Origin of the sequence: Lysinibacillus sp. RC46 (assembly GCF_041262385.1) — a bacterium.
In the GTDB taxonomy this organism is placed as follows: domain Bacteria; phylum Bacillota; class Bacilli; order Bacillales_A; family Planococcaceae; genus Lysinibacillus.
Genome location: NZ_JBGCCF010000028.1, coordinates 41,159 through 61,993 on the forward strand (window position 1 = coordinate 41,159; position 20,835 = coordinate 61,993).

The following is a 20,835-nucleotide window of genomic DNA, read 5'->3' on the forward strand; positions in this document are numbered from 1 at the left end:
AAACAGTTTTACTTATCGTTTAATGCCACAATTCCAGGAAGCTCTTTCCCTTCCATTAATTCAAGTGAGGCACCGCCACCTGTAGAAATATGGTCCATTTTATCGGCAACTTCAAATTTTTCTACTGCCGCTGCAGAATCCCCGCCACCAATAACTGTATAACCAGTTGTTGTTGCCATAGCGTCAGCTACAGTTTTTGTACCATTCGCGAATTTATCCATTTCAAAGACACCCATTGGTCCATTCCAAATGATTAATTTAGAATTTTTAATAACTTCTGCATAGTTAGCAGCTGTTTTTGGACCGATATCTAAGCCCATCCAGTCAGCTGGAATAGCGTCTACATCGACAATTTGTGTTTCAGCATCTTTTGAAAATTCGCTTGCGACTACGGCATCGATTGGCATATGTAATTGCACGCCTTTTGCCTTTGCTTTTTCAATAAAGGATTTTGCTAAATCGATTTTATCTTCTTCTAATAAAGATTTACCGATATCATAGCCTTGCGCTTTAATGAATGTGAATGATAAACCGCCCCCGATAATTAGGTGGTCTACTTTTTCTAATAAGCTTTCAATCACACCAATTTTGTCTTTAACTTTGGCACCACCGATAATTGCTGTAAATGGACGCTCTGGGTTAGATAATGCTTTACCTAGCACATCTAATTCCTTTTGCATAAGGAAGCCAGATACTGCTGGTACATACTTGGCAATTCCTTCAGTTGACGCGTGTGCACGGTGGGCTGCACCGAACGCATCATTGACATAAACGTCCGCTAATTTTGCAAATTGCTCTGCTAATGCTGGATCATTTTTCTCTTCGCCAGCGTGGAAGCGAACATTTTCAAGAAGAATAATGTCACCATTTTGCATATTTGCAACCGCTTCTTCTACCTCTTGACCAATTGACTCATCTAATTTCGTAACAGGTTTACCCATTAATTCAGCTAAACGTACACCGACTGCAGTTAGGCGCATATCCTCTTTTACTTCACCCTTTGGACGTCCTAAGTGAGAAGCTAAAATTACTTTGGCACCTTGTTCCACTAAATATTCAATTGTAGGAATTGCTGCTCGAATACGTGTTTCGTCAGTAATCGCACCATCTGCCATCGGTACATTAAAATCAACACGTACAAATACACGCTTACCTTTTACATCAATATCTTTCATCGTCTTCTTATTTAACATGAAGAAACCCCCTTCAAAGTTCTTAGTCATGAATTACCTGGATTCACCCATCTTGGCTCCTCACATCATTCACTTAACTGTATTAGATAAAAATAGTTGATCCATCATCACATAGGATTAATTCTGTTTAATAAGCCTTTTCAGAAAAGCGCTCAGAACGGAAATCAACCCACGTTATGGTGAAGTACCCTTTTACTTGCTTATATAGTAGCAAAAGTCACGTTCTATGTCTTGCGATTACATAACCAGTCACATGACCGCCTTATATTTCGTATCAATTTCGCCTTGGCGTAATTGCGTCCGGATTTTGAATTGTGCCCGCACAATTCATTCCTTTCAAAATCCGTGACATCCGCCGGAGGCTTTATCTTCATTCAGTAAGTGTTTGGACACCTACTAAAAAGGAAGCACATCTCCATTCATCACCACCTTCTGAGGTGGGTGTATTCTGTAACTGACGTTTCACTTACGTTACAAAAGACATTTGCTGAATGAAGATAAAAAGGAGTAAGGGTAAATTTCCCTTACTCCCATTACCCTTGTATATTATATCTTCTAGATATTATAAAGGCTATACTTTTTGTGCGCAAAAAGCAGTATTATGTCACACTTTTTACTTAAGTTATCGAATTATGACACTTATTTAGTGTTTAATCCTTTATCTGCGATATATAAAGCTAAGTCCATTAAACGAGTAGAGTAACCAATTTCGTTATCATACCATGCTAGAACTTTTACCATACTATTTTCTAATACCATTGTAGAAAGACCATCTACAGTCGAAGAGTTATGGTTACCATTGTAGTCAATTGAAACTAATGGTAATTCATTGTAACCTAAAATGCCTTTAAGTTCGTTTTCTGAAGCTTCTTTTAACGCCGCATTAATGGCTTCTTTTGTTACTTCTGCTTTTAGCTCCACTACTAAGTCAACACATGAAACGTTTGGTGTCGGTACACGCATAGAGAAGCCATCTAGTTTACCTTTTAAGTGAGGTAATACTTTTGAAACTGCAACTGCTGCACCTGTTGTTGTTGGAATCATTGACACTGCACCAGCACGTGCGCGACGTGGGTCAGAGTGCGGGAAGTCAAGGATACGTTGATCGTTTGTATATGAGTGAATTGTTGTCATCATACCACGCTCAATGCCAAATTTTTCATCAAGTATTTTTGCAACTGGCGCTAGACAGTTCGTTGTACAAGAAGCGTTTGAAATAACATCGTCTGTTTCAGGGTTGTAATCCTCATGGTTAACACCCATAACAAACGTTGGCATTTCGCCTTTCGCTGGGGCTGAAAGAATAGCTTTTTTAGCTCCTGCTTGAATATGTTTACCTACTTCTTCCATTGAGCGGAATCTACCTGTACATTCAAGTACTACATCAACACCTAGTTCGCCCCAAGGTAAATTAGCAGGATCTTTCTCAGCATAAACTTTAATGTTTTTTCCATTTACTACGAAAGAATCGCCGTCTGCATAAACATCAGCATCGTAGATACCATGTACTGAATCATAAGTTAATAAGTGTGCAAGTTGACCTGCATCTGTTAGGTCATTTACTGCCACCACTTCGAATTCATCGTGCTTCATAGCTTCACGAAATACTAATCGTCCAATACGTCCAAATCCATTAATCGCTAATTTTAATGCCATTGTCAATTCCTCCAATATTGTTTAAATAATTAATTTTGCCTCGGACATTTATAATATCCGCAATTGGCTTTATTCTCATTCAGAGAGTGTTGTAGCACCCGCTGAAATATGAGTTCCAAGTTAATTTATTAAGAAGATAAACTTTCGGCGATAGCTTTTGCCGCTACCTCATCCGTTATAAAAATGGTTTGCTTTGGTGCTACCTTAAAGTACGATAGCATCGCCTTCACTTTTTGTTTACCAGCAGCGACTGCAATGACTTGCTTACTTCTTTGCACTTGCTCAAACTGAATACCGATTGTTCGAATTCGATGTACAATTTCGCCTTCTGCATTGAAATAATAACCAAATGCTTCACTAACTGCACCCATTTCTTCGAGTATCCGTAAATCCTCCGGCGATGAATTACGACGAACAGCCATTTCTTCTGCCGAGCCAATACCATGAATAACACAATCTGCATGATCATAATAATTCATCATTTCAGTTACCATTGGCTCTGTTAACATTGCTTGATAGGCCTGCTCACTTAAATGCTCCGGTAAAAATAATGTGCGATACTGTGCATCCATCTGCATGGCAAATGTTGAGACAAGTGTATTGGCTTGCATTTGCATTTCATGCCCAATACCTCCACGAGCAGCAACAAATGTGATGTTGTTTGCATCAGCTGGCTGTAAAAATTGCGCGAGTGATGCAACCGACTTGCCACCAGTAACAGCTACTATTTGATCATCAAAGGTTGTTGACATAAATTGCTGTGCTGCCTCTTTTCCAAGCAATGTTAATATCGTATCGTCTTCATTGTAATCACCTGGAACAACAATTACATGCTGGAAGCCAAAATGGTTTTTCAATGATTTAGCTAGCTGTGTAAGACCAGACCATTCATAGACTAGTGCTCGTAGCTTATCTATAACTACTTCACCTTCGTCTGTACATACCATGCCCGACTTTTGAGAATCTAATAACCCTTGCTCGCGTAAAATATCCGTTTCTTTACGAATTTCTCGTTCAGTCATTTTAAGTGAATCTGCAAGTGTCCGACGCCCTATTGGCTGCATAAGCTGAACTGTTTGCAAAATACGATATCTCGATTGTAGAAGCGGATACATTTCTGGAAGTAGCCTTTGCTGTGCCTCAGGTACAGATAACATATTAATCTACTCCCTTTTTAATAGCGGTGGGTTATTTTTCATCCCACCATTTAAAATTATGTCCCACTTACAATTTCATTATAATACGCTTTATAAATAATGTAAAGTAACAAAAAACTTGTTTAATTTACAATAAAGCCGTTTAAAATAATAAATTTGTTTAGTACGAGGAAGAATTATTTGAAGTGGAATGAAGCTCTCAATTCTTCAACTATGAAAACGTTGAATAATATGGAACCATTTTACAATTCATTCGTATTAATAGATAATTGGATATATCAGAAAAATAGTTAGCTCACATATATAAGGGAGGGTTTCAAATTGAATAACTCTATTTCGAAGGCTTTAGAATGTCCAAAATGCCGAGGGAAGGAATTGGGGAAAGGTAAGCAAAATGGATATGGAGTAATCCATCCTGAAAATAAGATGAGTATAGGTTCAGCTGTTGAATTCATCATTTGCACAGAATGTGGATTTATAATCGAAAGCTATGTAAAAAAACCGGAGAAATTTAAGGGTACAATTTTTTGAGGAAATATTGTAAATAAAACCTAAAAGGAATTTTTTTATTAAAACACTCTGGAATTAGCGTTCATTGTATGTAGACACATAAAGGACTATTTATTTTATGTATAGTGGCCTAATTGTGAATACGCTAAAGTTTAAATTAGCTTTTTTTGCAAAAGACAATTGCAAAAAGAAAGGATTAGGTGATTGGAGTGGAGGCTGGGCGACTCCTTGGGGATCAGCAATAGAGGAACGAAGGCTAAAACCATCACCTCCTGTGATAACGCCTTCGTGACCAACATCGTGTTGGCCCGAGACCCTGGAGCGAGCAACGCGAGTGAAGCGGCTCATCGGACGCCCCCAGGAAAGCGCCCAGCCGGAACGGAAATCAACCACACGTTATGCTGATGAGTCTGATAAATATAAATATCGTGTTGTTTCTAGTATTAATGAAAAACTCGTAGCCAATTAGACATGGCTACGAGTTTTTTGTTAGCTTATTTTGTGTAAGATAAAATTGCGTTTTTCTTAAATCCGCATAAAGCTTTTGTTGCTTCACTTTTATTTGTGTATTCAAAAATACGAACGTCCTTTTTCTCAAATACTGTAATAACCCACATGGTGAATTCTCCCTTCAACTATACGTTTTTGTAATATAACAATCACTAAAAATGTGATGCAATTGATAAACTGTTTTATAACAACCTCTTACTGATTCCTATTCTACTCTTATTTTTTTAAAAATAAAGCCAAATGTGAAGGTCTTCACAAACTGTTCAAATTCTAAACGCTTTCATTGAACAATTTGTGAATTGTGGTTATTACCGCTAAAAATTCGGGTAAAGTAACTATCAATTTTGTCGATGCTGGTCACTCAGTCTTGTGTTGTTGTTGTTGTTGTTGTTGTTGCTTTCGCACAGATAAATTGCCATAAGACGTGGCGTTCTTAGCCTGAGTTCCTCTTTTCAGTGGATGTTTGGACACACTCTGAAAGAAATTAAAAAATTCCGCTCCTTCCTCACTGCTACATACATAGCAAGAAAAATGCGAAATTTTTAAGGTTCATCTATTGTTTTGTCTCATTAAACGTGCGATTTGTTGCTCATTTGTATGTTCGATTTCTTCTAATTTTTGAATTACTAATTGTTGTCTATCATTAGAATGATTCTGGCTTAACTTCTTCTTACCTTCCATACTTAAGATTTTTAATTTAAAGCCTTGAACTCCTTTGTTTAGATTGCTTACAAGCTGATCATCTACCTGAGTTAAGCTATATGTGCTGGTATGATGTTCATATTTTTTAATCATGTTGTTAAAGGATTGTATCAATTCATCATCGTGTTCAATAAGCTCGATTTCTCCATAAATATGTACTGCTACATAATTCCATGTTGGGACAGCTTGATTTGTTTCATACCACGAGGGAGATATGTAGCAATGTGGCCCATGAAATATTGCTAAAACCTGTTGATTTTCAATATCCTTCCATTGAGGATTTCCTTTTGCAAAATGCCCAATTAAACAGTCCTTAGTGTCATTCAACAACAACGGGAGATGTGTAGCAACTGGCATTCCTTCCTGAGTTGAAAAGAGTGTTGCAAAACTGTTCTCCTGAATCACTTCTATCATCTCGGATCTATCCTTCATTTTAAAAGCTGCTGGTACGTACATAAGCAACTCCCCCTTTGTTATTCGCTACACAAATGCTCCATAAGTGTTGCGTAATCCAAATTGCCGTATTGTATTACTTGCCCATCCTTTTCTACTACCGGAATCATTAACATATACTTTTCATGTATGCTCTCATCTTCTTCAATATTAATAATTTCAAGATCGAAATCTATATCTTCCTGTACGAGCTTTAAAGTATGCAGTCCCTCTACACAAAGTCCACAATTATCTCGACTAAAAAATTTCACGTCCAATTACAGCACCTCCCTTAAGAGCTATTATAAAACGAAACAGCTATTAATAACCAAGATACTGTAATGACACCTTTTGTTTATTGTTTAATTGTTTCAGAATCTTTTTTTACAACATTGGTATTCTTGCCAATAATTACGGACGCCACAACAATGAATGCTATTACAATAGTAAATAATGTAATAGGTTCATTGAGAAATAAAGCTGCAAAAATAATCATTAAAAATGGCTGTAAATATTGAATTTGGCTTACTCTTGAAATGCCTCCCATAGCCATTCCACCATACCAGGCTACATATGCTAAAAATTGACTCACAATAGCAAGATACAGAAAGCTAATCCAAGCTTTTAAAGGAGCATGCAACATCTCAACTGATACGTTTAGTAACACTGGAATAATAAGAAAAGGAGTAGCAATTATAATTGCCCAAGCAATTACTTGCCAGCTTCCTAATTCTCGTGCTAGTACCCCTCCTTCAGCATAGCTAAGTCCGAGTATAATGACTGCTGCCAATAATGCTAAATCTGCAACATGTAATTGGCCCAGTCCAAGATACATAGCGTAAATTATTACTGCCAATGCGCCAACTATACTTGATATCCAAAATTTAATGGACGGAATTTCGCCTCCCCTTATCATTGCAAACCCCGCTGTAGCTAAAGGTAAAAGGGCTAACTCTACAGCTCCATGAGAAACTGGCAAACTTGTCATAGCCCAAGAGGTGAGCAAGGGGAATCCTAAAACTGCGCCTAAAGAGACAATAATTAAACTCTTGAATTGACGAGCAGTGGGCAGTTTTTCTTTTTTCACAACCAATACAAGAGCAACTAAAATTGAAGCTACTACCGCTCTTCCTAAGCCAACAATTGTAGTCCCGAAATATTCTACTGCTACACTTGTTGCAGGTAATGTTAAGCTGAAACAGATGACGCCCACTAAGCCTAATAATAACCCCATTTTTTCCTTCTTATTGTCCTGCACCATTACCAACCCCTTATATTTTTATACAAATCTGTACCATTTGTGCTGGTATAATAAATATTAAGAGGAACTACCGTAAAAATAAACGGTATTTTCCGTCATCTGTCCTGGTACAGAATAAAGGAGGCTTTGCATTGTATACAAAATATAATGAGGTTATTGATGAAATTAAAGATCAACTAGCACAGGGATTACTTATAGCGGGTAGTAAACTTCCTTCAGTACGACAACTTTCTGAAAAATTCTCCTGCAGTAAAAACACAGTTGTTAAAGCATATGAAGAGCTAGAAAAAGAGCACTTAATTTTTTCGGTTCCTAAAAGCGGCTATTATGTTGTCAATGAATTTCAAAATCCAGACAGTAAAAATGATATTATTGACTTTTTGTCTGCTGGTCCAGATAAAGACATCATACCCTACATTGATTTTCAGCACTGCATCAATCAGGCCATTGATACTTATAAAGAAGAATTATTCACTTACACCGATCAACAAGGTCTATACTCTTTACGACTTCAAATGGTGAAGTATTTGCAAAGCTTACAAGTATTTACTGAACCTGAAAGATTATTTATTGTGTCTGGCTCTCAGCAGGCTCTTAATTTATTAGTTTCTATGCCATTTCCAAATGGGAAAAACAATATTTTAATTGAACAGCCTACTTATTTTGGCTTTATAGAGTCTGCCAATTTACAGCAAGTGACTACGTTCGGGATTGATTTATCTATGGATGGAATTGATTTCGATCGTCTAGAATATATATTTCGCAATAACGATATCAAGTTTTTCTATATTGTTCCGAGGTTTCAAAATCCACTTGGACATAGCTATACAAATAAAGAGAAAAAAAGGATTGTAGAATTAGCGGAAAAATACGATGTCTATATAGTTGAGGATGACTTTTTAGGGGATTTGGATCCAAATACTAAATCCGATCCATTATTCGCGTACAATCCTTCTGGCAGAGTTATTTATATTAAAAGTTTTTCTAAAGTTTTTCTACCTGGTTTAAGAGTTGCGTCTTTAGTTCTTCCAAAAATAATGACTAACAATTTTTTACGCTATAAATTTACTGCCGATTTTAATAGTTCGGTTCTTTCACAAGGAGCATTAGAAATTTATTTAAAAAACGGAATGTTTAATAGCCATATTAAGAAAATAAAAGAGCTATATTATAGAAAAATGAAACATCTTCAGGAAGCTTGTGAGTTATTGCTGCCAAATAACACGCATTATACGAAACCCTCTTCAGGATTTTATCTTACTATCTCCCTGCCCGAGAAAGTGACTGCAAAGCAGATCGTCAATTTGTTAAAAGAGCAAAATGTCCTTGTGGATGATGCAGCTAGAATGTTCCTACCAGAATATAAAAAGGAAAATCTGATTCGATTAAGTATTTCTCAAGTGAATGAGCGTCAAATTCATGTTGGAGTAGAAAAGCTAGCCCGTTGTATTACATTAATTAACAATAAGAAAAATGATATATATCGAAATACTTTTCAGCTCTTATAACGGCTCTTCATCCAAATAAGTCTCGACTGTACAATCGGGAGTGGCAAGAACAATTTAGAGTCTTCAACTAGAAAAGACTGTGCAAGAAATTTATGCACAGTCTTCTTTATATTATTTTTTCAGATGGCTATCTAAGAATTTTAGCATTGCAGTGTAAAATTCGATACTGTTTTCTTCATTACGGAAACCATGGCCTTCATTATCCTTCACCATGTATTCCACATCAACACCTCTTGCACGTAATGCTTCAACGATTTGATCAGATTCAGCTTTGTTTACACGTGGATCATTTGCACCTTGAGCTACAAATAGCGGTGTTTTAATTTTATCCACATGGAAGACAGGTGAAGCTGCTGTTAATAGCTCCTTATCTTTTTCAGGATGCCCTACACGCTCATAAAGCATTTCACGCATTGTTTCCCAATATGGAGGGATTGTATTTAATAGTGTAAAGATATTCGATACACCTACGTAATCAACTGCTGCTGCATATAGATCTGGTGTATAAGTGATACCTGCTAATGTTGCATAACCTCCAAAGGATGCACCATAAATTCCGATGCGTTTAGGGTCTGCAATGCCTTGGTCGATTGCCCATTGTACGCCATCTGTAATATCATCCTGAATTTTCAGACCCCATTGCTTATTACCAGCTTCAAGGAATTTTTTACCGTATCCTACGGAAGAACGGAAATTGACTTGTAGTACTGCATAACCACGATTTGCTAGTAATTGCACCTCAGGATTAAAGCCCCACATATCACGTGCCCATGGTCCACCGTGTGGATTGACGATAAGTGGCAGATTTTTAGCCTCTTTGTTTTTCGGTAAAGTTAAATAACCGTTAATTGTTAGACCGTCTCGACTTTTATATGAAATTGGGTGCATTTCTGAAAGCTCCTCTTGTTTTAACCAAGGGCTTAATGTTGCCATTTCAGTCATTTCATCTGTTGTTGAATCGTAGTAATAATATTTTCCGTAAACAGTGTCACTAGAAACGTTAACAATGAATTTTGTCATTTCTTTATTGTAATCATTAATGCTTAATTCACTTTCTTGAACACCTAATTTGTTTTGAATTTTACGGAATAGTTTTTCAAAGTCTTCGTCAAAGAATTGATAGTGTCCTTTATCTGTTATATATGCACCGTATAATAATTTATCTTTCTCAGAATTATATAATACACCCATTACATCCACTTCTGGGTTGGACATAATTACTTCCTCATTACCTTCTAAATCATATTTCACTACTTCTACTTTGTCTCTTCCTTTATTAGAAGTTGCAAAAATATGTTTATTGTCTTTAGAGAAAGCAAGTGGCATTACTTCATCTCCTGCTTTCATTTCAATAAATGGTTTGAATTCATCTTTCTCTGAGTCACGGTAAAGGACTGTTCCTTCTACACCATCTGAAGCAACTGCCATACGTACATTTCCATCATGATCCGCTAACCAACTTGAAATATTACCCGGGTTTTTCGCAACATGTGTAGTTTCTCCAGTCTTCACATTAAGCTTGTACACATCAAAGACTTTTGCATCTTCTTTATTCATCGTAATAAGGATTTCGTCTTTAACGCCCTGTAAATCACTTAATAACCCAACTGTTACGTTCGGATATGGCGTTAAATCCTTTTCCTCATTACCATTAAATGTTGTTGAATAAATGTGGAAGTTTTCATCGCCACCTTTATCCTTTACATATAGTAAATTATCATCTTTCCAGAAGGATCCACCAATATCGCGATCTGTTGAACTAGATACGCGTACTGGCTCACTATCATCATTCATTTTCTTTACGAACACATTTGAACGATTTTCCCATGCAGATTTATAAGTAATGTAATTACCATCTGGTGAAAGCTGATAGCCGGCGTTTCCTGGGTGTTTCATGAAATCTTCGACAGAAATTTCTTTCACACCTTCATTATTGCCGACACCGTTTTTCACATTTTTAGCATTGTTCAAGATTTTAACCGCATCTTGTTTAGAAATCGTTTCACTAGCTGACAGACCGTTAAATAAACCAAGCTTATTTGCTTTTTCTTGATACTCAGATAGTGTTGCTTCTTTTTCTTCTTTATTTAAAGCTCTTATTAAAATACGTGCCGCTTCATCACGTTTTATATTGATACTTAAATCTTTTAATTCTTCTCCCTTTACCCATTGATCAATGATTTGCTGACGCATTGTCTCTGATCCGTGTTGGAATGTTAGAGCTGTTACAGTTAAATCTAAAAATTCTTTAGCAGATAGACGTTCCTCTTTTACTTCTACTTGACTACTAGTTTCATTGGCAGCGCGCACTTCCTGCATAGAAACTGGAATGACTGCAGATGACGTTAAAATAACCGCTAATGATGCTGATAAAAACCTTTTTTTCAAAATGATTCCCCCTTATATCAGTACGCATTACGCATATTGTAAATACAATGAAATTATACCAACTTTAGCACTTTTGTCAATTATTGGTTCAGATGAAAAAGACTGCGCAAGAAACTTACTTCCTGCACAGTCTTCTTTCCTATTATTTTTTTAGATGGCTATCTAAGAATTTTAGCATTGTATTATAAAATTCAATGCGGTTTTCTTCGTTTTGGAAGACATGACCTTCATTGTCCTTCACCATGCATTCCACATCAACGCCTCTTGCACGTAATGCTTCCACAATTTGATCCGATTCAGCCTTATTTACACGTGGATCATTTGCACCTTGAGCTACAAATAGTGGTGTTTTAATTTTATCCGCATGGAAAACAGGTGAAGCGGCTGTTAATAACTCTTTATCGTTCTCTGGATGGCCTATACGCTCATAGTACTGTTTACGCGCTGTTTCCCAATATGGAGGGATTGTATTAAGTAATGTAAAGATATTTGATATACCTACATAGTCTACCGCTGCTGCATATAGATCTGGAGTGTAAGTGATCCCAGCTAAAGTTGCATACCCTCCAAATGAAGCACCGTAAATTCCGATGCGTTTTGGGTCTGCAATACCTTGATCGATTACCCATTGTACACCATCTGTAATGTCATCTTGGATTTTTAGACCCCATTGTTTATTACCAGCCTCTAAAAACTCTTTCCCATAGCCAGTTGAAGATCGGAAATTCATTTGTAGTACCGCATAACCACGGTTTGCTAGTAATTGTACTTCAGGATTAAAGCCCCACATATCACGTGCCCATGGTCCACCGTGTGGATTGACGATAAGTGGCAGATTTTTAGCCTCTTTATTTTTCGGTAAAGTTAGATAACCGTTAATTGTTAGACCGTCTCGACTTTTATATGAAATCGGATGCATTTCTGCTAGCTCCTCTGGGTTTAACCAAGAGCCTAATGTCGCTAATTCTGTTATTTCATCTGTTGTTGAATCGTAGTAATAATATTTTCCGAAAACAGTGTCACTAGAAACACTAACAATGAATTTTGTCATTTCTTTGTTGTAATCATTAATGACTAATTCACTTTCACGAACACCTAATTTATTTTGGATTTTACGGAATAGTTTTTCAAAGTCCTCGTCAAAAAATTGATAATGTGTCTTATCTGTTACATATGCACCATATAATACTTTATCTTTCTCAGAATTATATAATACACCCGCTACATCCACTTCTGAGTTGGACATAATTACTTCTTCATTGCCTTCTAAATCATATTTAACTACTTCTACTTTGTCTCTTCCTTTATTAGATTTTGCTAAAATATGTTTATTGTCTTTAGTGAAACCAAGTGGCATTACTTGATCCCCTGATTCCATTTCAATAAATGGCTTGAATTCATCTTTCTCTGAATCACGATATAGAACAGTGCCTACTACACCATCTGAAGCAACTGCCATACGTACATTTCCATCACGATCTGCTATCCAGCTCGTAATATTACCTGGGTTTTTCGCAACATGTGTAGTTTCACCAGTCTTTAGGTTAAGTTTGTATACATCAAAGACTTTTGCATCTTCTTTATTCATCATAATAAGAATTTCATCTTTAACACCCTGTAAGCTACTTAATACCCCAACTGTTACATTCGGATAAGGTGTTAAATCCTTTTCTTCATTACCATTAAATGTTGTTGAATAAATGTGGTAGTTTTCATCGCCACCTTTATCCTTTAAATATAGTAAATTATCATCCTTCCAGAAGGATGCATAAATATCACGATCCGTTGAGCTAGATACGCGTACTGGCTCGCTATCGTCATTCATTTTTTTCACGAAAACGTTTCTACGGTTTTCCCATGCAGCGTTAAAAGTAATGTAATTGCCATCTGGTGAAAGTTCATAGCCAACGTTTCCTGGATTTTTCATGAAGTCTTCGACAGAAATTTCTTTCACGCCTTCATTATTGCCGACACCATTTTTCACATTTTTAGCATTGTTCAAGATTTTAACCGCATCTTGTTTAGAAATCGTTTCACTAGCTGACAGACTGTTAAATAAACCAAGTTTATTTGCTTTTTCTTGATAGTCAGCAAGTGTTGCTTCTTTTTCCTCTTTATTTAAAGCTCTTACTAAAATACGTGCCGCTTCATCACGTTTAATATGTACACTTAAATCTTTTAATTCTTCACCTTTTACCCATTGATCAATGATTTGCTGACGCATTGTCTCTGATCCATGTTGGAATGTTAGAGCTGTTACAGAAAAATTCCTTAGCAGATAGACGTTCCTCTTTAACTTCTACTTGACTGCTAGTTTCATTGGCAGCGCGCACTTCCTGCATAGATACAGGGATAACCGCAGATGACGTTAAAATAACCGCTAATGATGCTGATAAAAATCTCTTCTTCAAAATGATTCCTCCTTATATCAGTTTGAATTACATATTTTGTAAATAAAATAAAATCATACCAACTTTAGCGTTTTTGTCAATTGTTGGTTCTGATGAAAAAGACTACGCAAGAAACTTACTTCCTGCACAGTCTTCTTTCCTATTATTTTTTCAGATGGCTATCTAAGAATTTTAGCATTGCATTATAAAATTCAATGCGGTTTTCTTCATTCTGGAAACCATGTCCTTCATTATCTTTCACCATGTATTCCACATCAACGCCTCTTGCACGTAATGCTTCAACGATTTGATCAGATTCTGCCTTATTTACACGTGGATCATTTGCACCTTGAGCTACAAATAACGGTGTTTTAATTTTATCTACATGGAAGACAGGTGAAACAGCTGTTAATAGCTCTTTATCTTCTTCTGGATGTCCCACGCGCTGATAAAGTTGGTTACGCAATGTGTCCCAATACGGAGGGATTGTATTTATAAATGTAAAGATGTTGGATACACCTACATAGTCCACTGCTGCAGCATATAGATCTGGAGTGTAAGTGATCCCAGCTAAAGTTGCATAACCTCCAAATGATGCACCGTAAATTCCGATGCGTTTAGGGTCTGCAATGCCTTGGTCGATTGCCCATTGTACACCATCTGTAATATCATCTTGAATTTTTAGACCCCATTGTTTATTACCAGCCTCTAAAAATTCTTTTCCATAGCCAGTTGAAGAACGGAAATTCACTTGTAGTACCGCATAACCACGATTTGCTAGTAATTGCACCTCATTATTAAAGCCCCACATATCACGTGCCCATGGTCCACCGTGTGGATTAACGATAAGTGGCAGATTTTTAGCCTCTTTGTTTTTCGGTAAAGTTAAATAACCGTTAATTGTTAGACCGTCTCGACTTTTATATGAAATTGGGTGCATTTCTGCAAGCTCCTCTGGGTTTAACCAAGGGCTTAGTGTTGCCATTTCAGTCATTTCATCTGTCGTTGAATCGTAGTAATAATATTTTCCGAAAACAGTGTCACTAGAAACACTAACAATGAATTTTGTCATTTCTTTGTTGTAATCATAAATGGCCATTTCATTTTCTTGAACACCTAATTTATTTTGAATTTTACGGAATAGTTTTTCGAAGTCTTCGTCAAAGAATTGATAATGAATCTTATCTGATACATATGTACCATACAATACTTTATCTTTCTCAGAACTATATAATACACCCATTACATCCACTTCTGGATTGGACATAATTACTTCTTCATTGCCTTCTAAATCATATTTAACTACTTCTACTTTATCTCTTCCTTTATTAGATTTCACCAAAATATGTTTATTGTCTTTAGTGAAACCAAGTGGCATTACTTGATCTCCATCTTCTATTTCAATAAATGGCTTGAATTCATCTTTCTCTGAATCACGATAAAGAACAGTGCCTACTACACCATCTGAAGCAACTGCCATACGTACATTTCCATTACGGTCTGCTAACCAGCTCGTAATATTACCTGGGTTTTTCGCAACATGTGTAGTTTCTCCAGTCTTCACATTAAGCTTGTACACATCAAAGACTTTCACATCTTCTTTATTCATCATAATAAGGATTTCATCTTTAACACCCTGTAAGTTACTTAATACCCCAACTGTTACATTCGGATAAGGTGTTAAATCCTTTTCCTCATTACCATTAAAAGATGTTGAATAAATGTGGTGGTTTTCATCGCCACCTTTATCTTTTACATATAGTAAATTATCATCTTTCCAGAATAATCCCCCGATATCACGATCCGTTGAATTGGATACACGTACTGGCTCACTATCGTCATTCATTTTTTTCACGAAAACGTTTAATCGATTTTCCCATGCAGAAGCATAAGTAATGTAATTGCCATCTGGTGAAAGTTCATAGCCCATGTTTCCTGGATTTTTCATAAAATCTTCTACGGAAATCTCTTTCACACCTTCATTATTGCCGACACCATTTTTCACATTTTTAGCATTGTTCAAGATTTTAACCGCATCTTGTTTAGAAATCGTTTCACTAGCTGACAGACCATTAAATAAACCTAGTTTATTAGCTTTTTCTTGATATTCAGCAAGTGTTGCTTCTTTTTCCTCTTTATTTAAAGCTCTTACTAAAATACGTGCTGCTTCATCACGTTTAATATGTACACTTAAATCTTTTAATTCTTCACCTTTTACCCATTGATCAATGATTTGCTGACGCATTGTCTCTGATCCATGTTGGAATGTTAAAGCTGTTACAGCTAAATTTAGAAACTCCTTAGCAGATAAACGTTCCTCTTTTACTTCTACTTGACTGCTAGTTTCATTGGCAGCGCGCACTTCCTGCATAGATACAGGGATAACCGCAGATGACGTTAAAATAACCGCTAATGATGCTGATAAAAATCTCTTTTTCAAAATGATTCCTCCTTATATCAGTTCGTGTTATATCGTTAGTCGATATAATTGAATTATAACAATTTTATCTTTATTGTCAATTATTGATAATAATTAATCATATTTGACTTTTAAACCAATAAAAAAAGTGAACTGCAATGAGCTCACTTTTTGAATATAATCAATTATGCCTCGGCATAATTAATTAGGCCACCTTACATTCATCTCACCACCTATAGAGGAGGGAGACTTCTGTAACTGCCGTTTCACTTTCGTTACAAAAAATATTTGTAACTGCCATTTCACTTACATTATATAAGGCATCTGATGTTAAAATTTCCGACTCGCTCCTCCACCAGCAGATGAGCCGCCTCCGAATCCGCCAAAACCACCGCCCCTAGAGCCGCCACCTCCAAAACCACCTGGAAAACCACCCGGAAAACCGCCACGTCTACCAGAACGAGGCCCTCCTCCTCTACCATTGGAAATAAACGTATAAATAATAAGTACGATGATAACAATTAAAATAATCATCCACGTTGGCATTTCTTCATCAGCTGTATTTGCAGGCACCTCTCCATCCCAATTATACTCTTGCGCGACAGTTTGAAATACTTCAGCGTACGTTGCTTTAAATGCCTTATTAATGTCTCCAGCACGTGCATCTGGATAAAACGCTGTATCTAAAATGCGCCCCAACTTGCCATCAGGTAATGCTCCTTCGAGACCTTGACCTACAGCAATAACGACATCATTATTGCCATCGCCCTGCCCAAATGTTGCTAAAATTAAAACACCATTATTTTTTTGCGCATCGCCAATACCCCATGAACGAATCATTTTTGTTGCATACATTTTTGGTTCTTCTCCGTTAATAGTATCTACCGTTACGACCATAATTTCAGCACCTGTACCTTTGTCTAGCTGCTCTGAATAACGATTGAGTTCTTCCTTTACGGATGTTGATAAAACATTAGCAAAATCATGAATATACGTATTTTTCATCGGTGTCGGCATTGCGGCATCTGCCATTCTTATAGATAGAATAAACATGATGCTAACTATAGCAAGTTGGAATATCAACCGTTTCATTATTGTTTACCTGAACTGCCAAAATCTATAGATGGTGCCTTTTCAGCACCCGCAGCTGCTTTAAAGTATTCTTTCTGTTCAAAACCAAACATCCCTGCAATAAGATTGCCCGGGAAACGTTTAACCGTTTTATTAAAAGTCTGCACTTCATTGTTGTAGTCTTCTCGAGCCACTGCTAAACGATTTTCTGTCCCAGCTAATTCATCCATTAATTGACGGAAATTTGCATCTGCCTTTAAATTTGGATAATTTTCTACGACTACTAGTAATCGACCAAGTGCTCCGTTTAATGCATCATTGGCAACCGCCTGTTCCTTTGGACTTTGCGCACTTCCCATTTGTGCACGTGCCTCTGTAATGCTAGCGATCACTTCTTTCTCATGGTTAGCATAACCTTTTACAGATTCTACTAAGTTCGGAATCAAATCGTAGCGACGTTGTAGCTGATTTTCAACCTGCGCCCATTTCGAATCTACGCTTTCCTCGGCCGTTACTAGACTATTGTATTTTGGAATAAATAGTAAGGCCAATACAACTAAAATAATAACGATTATTCCTACAGGTCCAAATATTTTTTTCAATTCTAAAACCTCCTTCGCTTTCTTTTAGCTATCATCCATGTTTTGGCGATAAGCCTTTCTTTTTTCTTACCACTAATGTGCAGCAAAAAAACATCTCTATTCTACATATATGCAAATGCATTAATACCGTATGAAATTTGTCTAACGTGCCATACTTAATACTGTAACAAACTATGATATTTAGGAGGCGCTTTTTTTGACACAATCGTTTCAAAACGAATCATCAAACCAAACATCATTCAACCAACAACAAAGCCTAAATCATGGTGGACATGAGCAAATGGACTTGCATGAAACAATCGGTGCAATCATTGCTTGTATGAATCAATCCATTGTTTTACGTCCACAGGTTAAGGACACAGAGTTGCTTAGCATTTTGGATCGCCAATATAATTTCACATTAGGTATGTATAACACTATTGTGGAATCTTATAACACAGGTCATGATCCGACTGTTCCTACAGGTCGCTATCAAATGGAGACAGGAAATAATTTTAAATATGGAATTAATCCTGGCCAACCTAAAAAGCCGATGCAAAATGCAAGTGAACTCAATGATGAATGTATTTCTGGCTTCTTACTTGGCGCTCAAAAAGGTGTGGCAAAAGGTATGACTGCAGCAGCAACAGAAACTACAAACCCTGTTGTTCGTCGTGTTATTGCAGATAGTATTCCCAACTGCATTGAAATGGCATACGAATTATCTATTTACCAAAATATGCATGGCTACTATCAAGTACCTCAATTTTCTCAACAAGATATGCAAACGATGCTTAACGCATACGGCACTACAACAAATCCCCTTCATTAATGATAAAAAACAAGAGCAGCCCCATCTGTGGTCACTATCACACGGGGCTGCTCTTGTTTAAAGGATTTTAAAACTTTTCCTAATGCTGTAGATGCCCAAAAAGCTCTTCCCGCGTCCCCTCTTCGACAATATAGCCATCATTCATAAAGACAATACGATCTCTTTCTAAAAATAAAACAGTGCGAATCATAACTGAAAATAGCACCAGAAATAAATGTTTATACATTCATTTCTGGTGCTATTTTTAGATTATTTGCAAAAAAAAAAGAATCCCCTCAGATAGGATTCTTTTTTTCGACTAGTATAACTAGTCTTCACGTACAGTATGTTCACTAAAAAATAATTTGGAGTTGTTGCTTTTTTGAAGGTTTGAAAGAAACAAATACGGGAATAATGCCTACTAGGCAATATTTCCATTATTTTTCCTTCTCTTTTCCCCACTAAGCAGGCTGCTAAACTACTTATTAGGAGAATTGAGTTATAAAAGTAAATCAAATAATCAGTAAAATGGCGCCCTCGGAGGGAATCGAACCCCCAGTGCAAGAACCGGAATCTTACGTGTTATCCATTACACCACGAGGGCAATTAAACAAAAAAAAAAGTACTCACCCTAGGCTTTACGAAAAGCATGATGTAGATAACCCTCATTTGAAGCATACCTGACAAAATAGTGTACTGTACTTTAACTTATGTGACCTTATCAATTATACAAACGTATTGCCCATATTTCAACTATAGAATGCAAAACATTTTAACTTTTTTTATTTTGATTCATTAAGTGTCAAAATACCTATAAAAAAAAGATAATCCTCTGACGGATGTCATGGATTTTGAATTGCGCGGACACACTTTAAATTCTGGACATACTGTTTATCTGCGTGAGAGCGAGGCGTTCGCGGTATTTTTTATCTGCGTGGAAGCGAAGCGGATGCGGAGCGGCAACGGTAAATGTTTTTGTAGTTAAAGCAATGCGGAGGCATCAAATGTTTTCTGAGCGAACGCGAAGTTGCGGCATCTAATGGTTTCTGGGCGAACACGAAGTTGCAGCGTCTAATGTTTTCTGGACGAAAGCGAAACGGCGGCATCTAATGGTTTATTGGCGAATGCGAAGTTGCGGCTATAATTACGCCAAAGCAAAATTGATTTAATTTATTTTACTTTAACAGGGTTAATATTTGACCTTCCCTGACTATAATGTGTATGATAAGGATACAGCTGAATTACCAAGGAAGTTTTCAGCAAAAGTATTCGAATTTAGTTTTTTAAGGAGGATTTAACATGAATTTAATTCCTACAGTTATTGAACAAACAAGTCGTGGTGAACGTGCGTATGACATCTATTCACGACTACTAAAAGACCGTATTATCCTATTAGGAAGTGCAATTGACGACAACGTTGCTAACTCAATTGTTGCTCAACTTCTATTCCTACAAGCAGAAGATCCAGACAAAGATATCTTTCTTTACATTAACTCACCGGGTGGATCTATCACTGCTGGTATGGCAATTTATGACACAATGCAAATTATCAAGCCACAAGTACAAACAATTTGTATCGGAATGGCTGCATCTATGGGTGCTTTCCTACTTGCTGCTGGTGAACCTGGTAAACGTTTCGCATTACCGAATGCTGAAGTAATGATTCACCAACCTCTTGGCGGTGCACAAGGTCAGGCAACTGAAATCGAAATCGCTGCAAAACGTATTTTATTCTTACGTGAAAAATTAAATGGAATTTTATCGGAACGTACTGGTCAACCACTTGAAGTCATTGCAAGAGATACAGATCGCGATAACTTCATGACAGCTGAGCGTGCAAAAGAATACGGCCTAATCGACCAAATTATGGAACGTAAATAAAAATGCTAAAGGCATCCCAGATTATTTCTGAGATGTCTTTTTTTGTTTTTCGACATTAAATGTATGTATGGTTTGATGAGGCTATCCTTCACTTTGATTGGGCTATCCGCGATTTTGATGGTTTTATCCACGACTTTGGCTACTCTATCCATCATTTTGATGGTTCTATCCACGATTTTGGCTCTTCTTTCCGTCGTTCTGACTTTTCCTTCCGTCGCTTCGGCCTTTCTTTCCGTCGCTTCGACTATTCTTTCCGTCGCAGCCTTTTCTTTCCGTCACTTCGGCCTTTCTTTCCGTCGCTTCGACCATTCTTTCCGTCGTAGCCTTTTCTTTCCGTCGCTCTGACTTTTCCTTCCGTCACTTCG

The 20,835-nt window shown here is 36.9% G+C and carries 16 protein-coding genes, 1 tRNA gene and 1 pseudogene; 5 read left to right on the plus strand and 13 right to left on the minus strand.

Features of this window, described 5'->3' with window-relative positions; genetic code table 11:
- Nucleotides 1-8: 8 nt before the first annotated feature.
- The 3 genes from ABH966_RS20990 to ABH966_RS21000 form a co-directional block, all read right to left on the minus strand.
- Nucleotides 9-1,193: a phosphoglycerate kinase gene (locus tag ABH966_RS20990; protein ID WP_370081819.1), complete on the minus strand. Its 1,185-nt coding sequence runs from the start codon at nt 1,191-1,193 to the stop codon at nt 9-11.
- A gap of 639 nt (nt 1,194-1,832) precedes the next feature.
- The gene (gap, locus tag ABH966_RS20995; protein ID WP_370081821.1) at nt 1,833-2,849 is read right to left on the minus strand and encodes a type I glyceraldehyde-3-phosphate dehydrogenase; all 1,017 of its coding nucleotides are present in this window, start codon (nt 2,847-2,849) and stop codon (nt 1,833-1,835) included.
- Nucleotides 2,850-2,977: 128 nt separating this feature from the next.
- Nucleotides 2,978-4,006 carry a sugar-binding transcriptional regulator gene (locus ABH966_RS21000; RefSeq protein WP_370081823.1) on the minus strand — a complete coding sequence of 343 codons (1,029 nt, stop codon included), beginning with the start codon at nt 4,004-4,006 and terminating at the stop codon, nt 2,978-2,980.
- A gap of 321 nt (nt 4,007-4,327) precedes the next feature.
- On the opposite strand from ABH966_RS21000, the gene ABH966_RS21005 reads away from it, so the two are divergent.
- Nucleotides 4,328-4,537 (plus strand): transcription initiation factor TFIIIB, encoded by a 210-nt coding sequence (locus ABH966_RS21005; RefSeq protein WP_370081825.1) that lies wholly within the window; start codon nt 4,328-4,330, stop codon nt 4,535-4,537.
- Between the two features lie 473 nt (nt 4,538-5,010).
- On the opposite strand, the gene ABH966_RS21010 is transcribed toward ABH966_RS21005, so the two are convergent.
- The 4 genes from ABH966_RS21010 to ABH966_RS21025 form a co-directional block, all read right to left on the minus strand.
- Entirely contained in the window at nt 5,011-5,133 is a 123-nt protein-coding gene (locus ABH966_RS21010) for a hypothetical protein (protein WP_269799745.1), read from the minus strand.
- A 442-nt stretch (nt 5,134-5,575) separates the two neighbouring features.
- Nucleotides 5,576-6,184, minus strand: coding sequence for an FMN-binding negative transcriptional regulator (locus ABH966_RS21015; RefSeq protein ID WP_370081827.1), 609 nt, complete (start codon nt 6,182-6,184; stop codon nt 5,576-5,578).
- Between the two features lie 17 nt (nt 6,185-6,201).
- Nucleotides 6,202-6,438 (minus strand): glutaredoxin family protein, encoded by a 237-nt coding sequence (locus ABH966_RS21020; RefSeq protein ID WP_370081829.1) that lies wholly within the window; start codon nt 6,436-6,438, stop codon nt 6,202-6,204.
- 77 nt (nt 6,439-6,515) lie between these two features.
- The gene (locus ABH966_RS21025) at nt 6,516-7,421 is read right to left on the minus strand and encodes a DMT family transporter (RefSeq protein WP_370081831.1); all 906 of its coding nucleotides are present in this window, start codon (nt 7,419-7,421) and stop codon (nt 6,516-6,518) included.
- 131 nt (nt 7,422-7,552) lie between these two features.
- Here ABH966_RS21025 and ABH966_RS21030 point away from each other — a divergent pair, with 131 nt between their 5' ends.
- Complete coding sequence (locus tag ABH966_RS21030; protein ID WP_370081833.1) at nt 7,553-8,929, plus strand: aminotransferase-like domain-containing protein; 1,377 nt, start codon at nt 7,553-7,555, stop codon at nt 8,927-8,929.
- 111 nt (nt 8,930-9,040) lie between these two features.
- On the opposite strand, the gene ABH966_RS21035 is transcribed toward ABH966_RS21030, so the two are convergent.
- From ABH966_RS21035 to ABH966_RS21055, 5 genes and pseudogenes are all read right to left on the minus strand, one after another.
- On the minus strand, nt 9,041-11,317 hold the full coding sequence (locus tag ABH966_RS21035; RefSeq protein ID WP_370081835.1) for a S9 family peptidase: 2,277 nt from the start codon (nt 11,315-11,317) through the stop codon (nt 9,041-9,043).
- Between the two features lie 142 nt (nt 11,318-11,459).
- A pseudogene (locus ABH966_RS21040) lies at nt 11,460-13,728 on the minus strand (S9 family peptidase).
- Between the two features lie 142 nt (nt 13,729-13,870).
- Nucleotides 13,871-16,147, minus strand: coding sequence for a S9 family peptidase (locus ABH966_RS21045; RefSeq protein ID WP_370081837.1), 2,277 nt, complete (start codon nt 16,145-16,147; stop codon nt 13,871-13,873).
- Between the two features lie 309 nt (nt 16,148-16,456).
- Nucleotides 16,457-17,218, minus strand: coding sequence for a TPM domain-containing protein (locus ABH966_RS21050; protein ID WP_370081839.1), 762 nt, complete (start codon nt 17,216-17,218; stop codon nt 16,457-16,459).
- Nucleotides 17,218-17,799: a LemA family protein gene (locus tag ABH966_RS21055; RefSeq protein WP_370081841.1), complete on the minus strand. Its 582-nt coding sequence runs from the start codon at nt 17,797-17,799 to the stop codon at nt 17,218-17,220. Before ABH966_RS21055 ends, ABH966_RS21050 begins: the two co-directional genes overlap by 1 nt.
- A gap of 196 nt (nt 17,800-17,995) precedes the next feature.
- On the opposite strand from ABH966_RS21055, the gene ABH966_RS21060 reads away from it, so the two are divergent.
- On the plus strand, nt 17,996-18,610 hold the full coding sequence (locus ABH966_RS21060; RefSeq protein WP_370081843.1) for a spore coat protein: 615 nt from the start codon (nt 17,996-17,998) through the stop codon (nt 18,608-18,610).
- 508 nt (nt 18,611-19,118) lie between these two features.
- Here the strand turns inward: ABH966_RS21060 and ABH966_RS21065 are convergent.
- A tRNA-Arg gene (locus ABH966_RS21065) sits at nt 19,119-19,193 on the minus strand.
- A gap of 695 nt (nt 19,194-19,888) precedes the next feature.
- Between ABH966_RS21065 and clpP the strand changes: the two genes are divergently transcribed.
- Together clpP and ABH966_RS21075 are read left to right on the plus strand one after the other, a co-directional pair.
- The gene (gene clpP, locus ABH966_RS21070) at nt 19,889-20,470 is read left to right on the plus strand and encodes an ATP-dependent Clp endopeptidase proteolytic subunit ClpP (RefSeq protein ID WP_132361998.1); all 582 of its coding nucleotides are present in this window, start codon (nt 19,889-19,891) and stop codon (nt 20,468-20,470) included.
- A 59-nt stretch (nt 20,471-20,529) separates the two neighbouring features.
- Nucleotides 20,530-20,793, plus strand: a complete 264-nt coding sequence (locus ABH966_RS21075; protein WP_370081845.1) for a hypothetical protein — start codon at nt 20,530-20,532, stop codon at nt 20,791-20,793.
- Nucleotides 20,794-20,835: the final 42 nt, after the last annotated feature.

Excerpts from the sequence above, each read along its gene's own strand:
- ABH966_RS20990 (WP_370081819.1), bottom strand. The coding sequence starts at position 1,193 with ATGTTAAATAAGAAGACGATGAAAGATATTGATGTAAAAGGTAAGCGT.
- gap (WP_370081821.1), bottom strand. The coding sequence starts at position 2,849 with ATGGCATTAAAATTAGCGATTAATGGATTTGGACGTATTGGACGATTA.
- ABH966_RS21000 (WP_370081823.1), bottom strand. The coding sequence starts at position 4,006 with ATGTTATCTGTACCTGAGGCACAGCAAAGGCTACTTCCAGAAATGTAT.
- ABH966_RS21010 (WP_269799745.1), bottom strand. The coding sequence starts at position 5,133 with ATGTGGGTTATTACAGTATTTGAGAAAAAGGACGTTCGTATTTTTGAA.
- ABH966_RS21015 (WP_370081827.1), bottom strand. The coding sequence starts at position 6,184 with ATGTACGTACCAGCAGCTTTTAAAATGAAGGATAGATCCGAGATGATA.
- ABH966_RS21025 (WP_370081831.1), bottom strand. The coding sequence starts at position 7,421 with ATGGTGCAGGACAATAAGAAGGAAAAAATGGGGTTATTATTAGGCTTA.
- ABH966_RS21050 (WP_370081839.1), bottom strand. The coding sequence starts at position 17,218 with ATGAAACGGTTGATATTCCAACTTGCTATAGTTAGCATCATGTTTATT.
- clpP (WP_132361998.1), top strand. The coding sequence starts at position 19,889 with ATGAATTTAATTCCTACAGTTATTGAACAAACAAGTCGTGGTGAACGT.
- ABH966_RS21075 (WP_370081845.1), top strand. The coding sequence starts at position 20,530 with ATGTATGTATGGTTTGATGAGGCTATCCTTCACTTTGATTGGGCTATC.